At 58.4% G+C, this 5,195-nt stretch carries 3 protein-coding genes; all 3 read right to left on the bottom strand.

Features of this window, described 5'->3' with window-relative positions; genetic code table 11:
* Window positions 1-2,309, bottom strand: a 2,309-nt coding sequence (locus sphst_RS02820) for a bifunctional diguanylate cyclase/phosphodiesterase (RefSeq protein ID WP_031393852.1), incomplete at its 3' end; no start/stop codon positions are given.
* A 151-nt stretch (window positions 2,310-2,460) separates the two neighbouring features.
* Complete coding sequence (locus sphst_RS02825; RefSeq protein WP_031393851.1) at window positions 2,461-2,829, bottom strand: hypothetical protein; 369 nt, start codon at window positions 2,827-2,829, stop codon at window positions 2,461-2,463.
* Window positions 2,826-5,195: hybrid sensor histidine kinase/response regulator (locus sphst_RS02830; RefSeq protein WP_159043482.1), on the bottom strand; the 2,370-nt coding region annotated here is incomplete at its 5' end. The genes sphst_RS02830 and sphst_RS02825, both read right to left, overlap by 4 nt.

Genomic DNA, 5,195 nt, shown 5'->3' on the forward strand with positions numbered 1-5,195 from the left:
TGATATCCTTGAATCGTGTCGCACCCTTCCGCGACCGAGAAGTCGAATTGCTCCAACGTTTCGACGCCCTCTACGGTGGTGGACATCCCCAGGCATGTGCCCATCGTAATGATGGCACGCACAATGGCGGCACTTTCGGGATCCTGGGGTATCTGGCGAACAAATGACTGATCGATCTTGATCTTGTCGAACGGAAACTTTCGCAGGTAGCTCAACGACGAATAGCCAGTCCCGAAATCATCCATCGATATCCGGACGCCAGACGCCTTCAGCTCATTCAACGTTGCGAGCGTTCGTTCCTCGTCAGTGAGCAAAACACCTTCCGTAATCTCAAGCTCGAGTCTCTGGGGAGATAGGTTGGCAGCTGCCAGTGCCGCAGAGACATTGGCCACAAGCGAGCGTTCGCGAAACTGAACCGGTGATAGATTCACGGCAACGCTGATGTCGTTCGGCCAGGTTGCTGCTTCGAGGCAGGCCGTGTGCAGTACCCAATCGCCAAGTGGTAAAATTAGGCCTGTTTCCTCTGCCAGGCCGATAAACTCGATCGGTGGAATCATGCCGCGTTCGGGGTGGTTCCAGCGAACCAAAGCCTCCGCTGACGTAATCTGGCCCGTTCGTGCGTCCATCAGGGGCTGGTAATGAAGCTCGAACTGCCCCTCAATCAACGCGCGTCGCAGGCCCGCCTCAAGCGTCCGCCGCTTTTGAACCTTGTCGTCGAGCGACACGTCATACCGGCGCCACACCCCCTTGCCGTCTGCTTTGGCGGCATACAGTGCGAGATCCGCATTACGCATGAGCTCTGCTGGATCGTCACCGTCATTTGGAGCAATGGCGATGCCGACGCTGGCACCGAGATAGAGGGACTGACCATCGAGCATGAACGGAGACGCTTCAATCGCCCTGATGATGCGCGTCGCGAGCGCTGCAGCCGCCTCCGGGTCGCCAGCAGTAAGTTGCAAAACCGCAAACTCGTCGCCGCCGAGGCGTGCCACGACGTCACCTTCGCGTAACGTTGTGCTCAGACGATCACCAACCATCGCCAGTATCAGGTCGCCAGCTGGGTGACCCAGTGTATCATTGACCAACTTGAACCGATCGAGATCGAGCATGAGCACGGCAAATGCCTGATCGCGTTCGCGCCGTGATGCTGCGTGGACTGCGAGGAGATCGAAAAAGCGTGTTCGGTTGGGAAGCCCCGTCAGGGGATCGCTAAAGGCAAGCGTACGAATCTGTGCTTCAGTTCTGAGGCGCTCGCGTTGATCGCGGACGGCGATGACAGTTTGGATCTTGTGACCGAGCGCAACTTCCTGGCGCAGCACCCGAACCGGCACCGCTTGCCCGACGGCATCGATGAGTTGGACTTCGCGTTCCTCGCGCTCGGGTAGGCTTGCTACATCGAGTCCGGGCAGAAGCGAGCTCACGAAGCTGCCCGACAACAAGCCTGGCTCATAGCCAGAAAGACGTTCGACACTCATATTAGCTGTCACGATCTCATCGCCCTGACAGATTAGCAGCCCTTCCAAGGCAACGTCTGCGAGTTCGCGTAATCGACGACGATCGCGGCGAAGACGCGCTTTGGCCGCGATGTCGAAGCGCCAGCCGAGAACGGCCAGCAGGATGAGCGCGAGAGATACGCCGGCCACCACCGGTGTGATCGCCTTGGGCGACACCGTGTCGGCAGGGAAGCGTGCGGCAGGATCAAAATGCAACGTTATGGCTGCCATGCCACAGAAGTGGAGGAGCGCGATCGAGAAGAGCAGCAGCGGCGCTGCGCTGGCACGGATACGACGGTTTCGGCTAGCGGCTGCCACCATCGCCAGTCCCGAAATAGGCATACTGGCAACGATCGATGGCAGCACTAGGCCAAGGTCCCAGGAAACCGTCCCTTGCACCAGATAAGCGGCTTGTCCGACATAATGAAGTGTCACGACACCGACACCGACAACCAAGCCTGCAATAAACTGTCTAGCGGTTCCGCGTGCGCGTATTGCAATAGAGACGCCCGTTCCAATGCCGATGATCGCGCAAGACAACGAGATGAACGTTAACACCGGGTCGAATGCCGCGGGCATGCCAGGCTTAAAGGCCAGTAGTACGATAAAATGCGTCGCCCACGCGGTACAGCCGCTGGCGACGATGCTCACCAGCCCCCAATAGGTCCGCAACCGTCCCTCATGGCGCGCCGCGTGATAGGCGAGCGCGAACGAGGCGTAGATACCAACAGCGCAGACCACGCCTGCAACAACCATGAGGCGGGCGTCGTGCGCGTGACGAATGCACGCGAATACGGATGACAAAGAGCCGTTCATCCGACCATAATGCATTGACTAGATTAACAATTTCCCGATGTTTGGTCCGCGTAACCGGTTATGGTAACGCTAGTTAATATTCCGATAGATAGGCGAGATGAGATGAGACGGCCGATGTCGCTAAGCATGGTATTTCGCAATACCGCAAAAGTTACCCGTGCAAAAGCCAATGCTCTGCTTCATCAACCTCTGAGAAGTAGCTCGCATCGCGACTATCAGCGGCTCGTTTAATCTGCATACGGGCCAACGATCGTGCAACAACGAAGGCAAGCCGCTTTGATACCTTGCTTGGATCGGCCAGAACGCGTTGGAACGCTACGACACTGTCCTGCGCCTGAATGTCCATCTCACGAATGTCGACAAGCGTCAGATGCTCATTTGCACGGCATCGTAACAGGTGGTGCGCTTCGTCACGTGCGATGACAAACTGCGCAATATCTTCACTCGAAAAGAACCCGGACATCGTCATTCGTACCAAGCTGCGCTCGACGTCGACGCTAATATCAAACTTCGCTTTCATGCTGCTTTGCGGATCGTATCAATGGCAGAGCGAATTTGATCGATGCGGGTTTCGGAGCTCCACTCGGTTATGCCATCTTCCAGCGCACGCGCGGCATCGCCGAGCGTCGCTTCGCCAAACATGGCAGCCGTACCGGCGAGTTTGTGTAGCATGCCAGCTACGCGATCGAGCTCCACGTCAGAGAATTGTCCACATTTTACCATATCGGCGAGCGTTTGCAGCGCTTCGCCTTTGCGAACTTCGTAAAGCCCTCGCACCCTGGCACTTGGCTGCACGGTTCTAGGCGACGTGATTGGAGCAACCACGGAAGCGCGTCTCATCCATTGGCTCAACATGCCGTCCAGGCCAGCAAGGGTAACCGGCTTGGCCAGGTGCGCCTGCATGCCCGCGGTTAGACAAGCTGATACGTCATCGGCGTAAGCGTTGGCAGTCAGCGCGATGATTGGAAGCTCGTCTGCGCTTATACCTTCTGCGCGTAGACGGCGCGTAGCTTCGGGGCCGTCCATAACGGGCATCTGGATGTCCATTAGCACCAGAGCATAGGGCTGACCCTCGGCACGCGCCGCTTCGACCATAGCAATTGCCTCACCTCCATCGGCAGCGATACTGGGGTCATAGCCAAGCTGCTGCAGCATGGCGGTAATCAGCAGTTGGTTCACGTCATGGTCTTCGGCCACCAAGATGCGAGGTGGGGACCCGGCCGGGTCGGGACGAAGAGGGTTGACGGTTGTGATGGCTTCCGTCGCTCGTATGGGAATGCGGGCCTCATCCTCGTCACAAGGGACCAGCGGCAGCGAAAGCACGAAGCGCGCTCCCTGACGGTCCGCGTCGTCCAGCACCAAGCGGCCGCCCATCAGTTCGGCAAGCCGGGCGCTGATAGGGAGGCCCAAGCCAGTCCCTCCAAAGCGCCCCGCAGTTGTCGCTTCCGCCTGCACGAACGTCTCAAAGATCGCCGCTCGCCGCTCGGGTGCGACGCCGATCCCAGTATCCTCCACTTCGATCAGCAGCGCCGCGCCACCAGCGCTTTCACCGCTGATCGGGCGGACGCGCAGCGTGATCCCGCCGTTTAAAGTGAACTTTGTGGCATTGCCCAGCAGATTCAGGATGATCTGACGCAAGCGCAGGCCGTCACCTCTGATCGTCGTTGGCAACGCGTCATCAATATTCACATCAAGGACCAGCCCCTTCTGTTCCGCTGCTGGCGTAACGAGGCGCACGCAGGCACGTAGGGTATGGCGAAGATCGAACGGTTCGTCGGCAATCCGCATCTGTCCCGCCTCAACCTTTGACAAGTCGAGGATGTCATTGAGCAGCCGCATCATCGCCCGGCCGGAATCGGCAATCAACTCTGCCTGGCGACGCTGCTCGCAGGGTAGCTCGCTAGAGAGTAGCAACTCAGTGAAGCCGATGACGCCGTTCATCGGCGTGCGGATCTCATGACTCATGTTCGCCAGAAAGGTCGACTTCGCATGAGCCGCGGTTTCGGCTCGCAGACGGGCTGCTTCCAGGTCGAGTTCAAGCTGCTTACGCTTGCTGATGTCGCGAAGCGAAGCGATGATTTCAGTCGGCTGGCCGCTAGGATCTCGGACCACGCCTGCGTTAGATTCCACCCATCGCCATGTCTCGGGCAGATCGGGCTGGGCAGACCGATAAGTAATGAGCAGGCGTTCGTTCGCCCCAGAGGCAAGCAGTTCCATGGCCGATACCACGGCCGCGCGGTCATCGGGGTGGATGCCCCAGCTGACATCTCGACCGATCACGCGTGCAGGCTCAATCCCGAATACCTGTTTGGTGGAAGGCGAGGCATACTGAAACCGGCCATCGAGGCCGAGTCTGAAGACGGCGTCGGTAGCGTTCGTTGCAAGCAGTTGAAGCTGCGCTTCGACCAGCTCGCGTTTACGTATATCGGCTGCCAACAGTTCGTTGGCGTCGCGCAGGGCGCGTAGCTGCAAAAGTCGATCATACCAGACGAGCGCCGCTAAGATCAGGATGACCAGCGCGCTGCCGACTAGAACAGCGCGTGCAAGACTTGCCTGGTCGTGCGAGCGGCGCTCTCGCTGAACGAGAAGACGTGCTTCCTCGTCATTCACACGTTTGGCCAATGTAGTGATCGCGGAGGTGAGATTTTGCGTGGCGGGACTTACAATAATCTGTCGGGCATCATCACTATGTCCTGTACGACCTAGTTCGATCGTGTGCTCCATGCTGGCGAACCGTAGAGCGATCGCACGCCGCAGTGCAGCTATGTTCGCCTGCTGACGGGGGTTGTCTGCCGTCATTTTGGCGAGCGCAGCCAATTGCGCTTCCGCTTGACCATGTATGACCGAGAAGCCAATTAGGTCACGCTCGTTACCACTTAAAGCAAA

This window comes from Sphingomonas sp. STIS6.2 (assembly GCF_000732685.2).
Classification (GTDB): Bacteria; Pseudomonadota; Alphaproteobacteria; order Sphingomonadales; family Sphingomonadaceae; genus Sphingomonas; species Sphingomonas aerolata.